A 231-nucleotide genomic window follows, 5' to 3' on the forward strand; every position below is an offset into this window, starting at 1 on the left:
GGCGGTCAGGCCGCAGGCGCCCGCGCCGATGATGGCGACCGGCACGTGCATGGCGTCCGCGCCGGGCGCGACGCCCCGTCTGACGATTGGCGCACTCACGACTTCAACCTGTCCAGCACGTCCTGGCACGAAACCACTTCCGCGACCGTGCGCAGGTCAGCCAGCGCGGCCTCGTGCATTGCAGGGGTGGGCGCGGCGCAGCCGTCGGCCAGCACCGTCACGTGATAGTCG

This window comes from Achromobacter sp. UBA5777, from assembly GCF_002418565.1.
GTDB classification, from domain to species: Bacteria; Pseudomonadota; Gammaproteobacteria; order Burkholderiales; family Burkholderiaceae_B; genus Achromobacter; species Achromobacter animicus.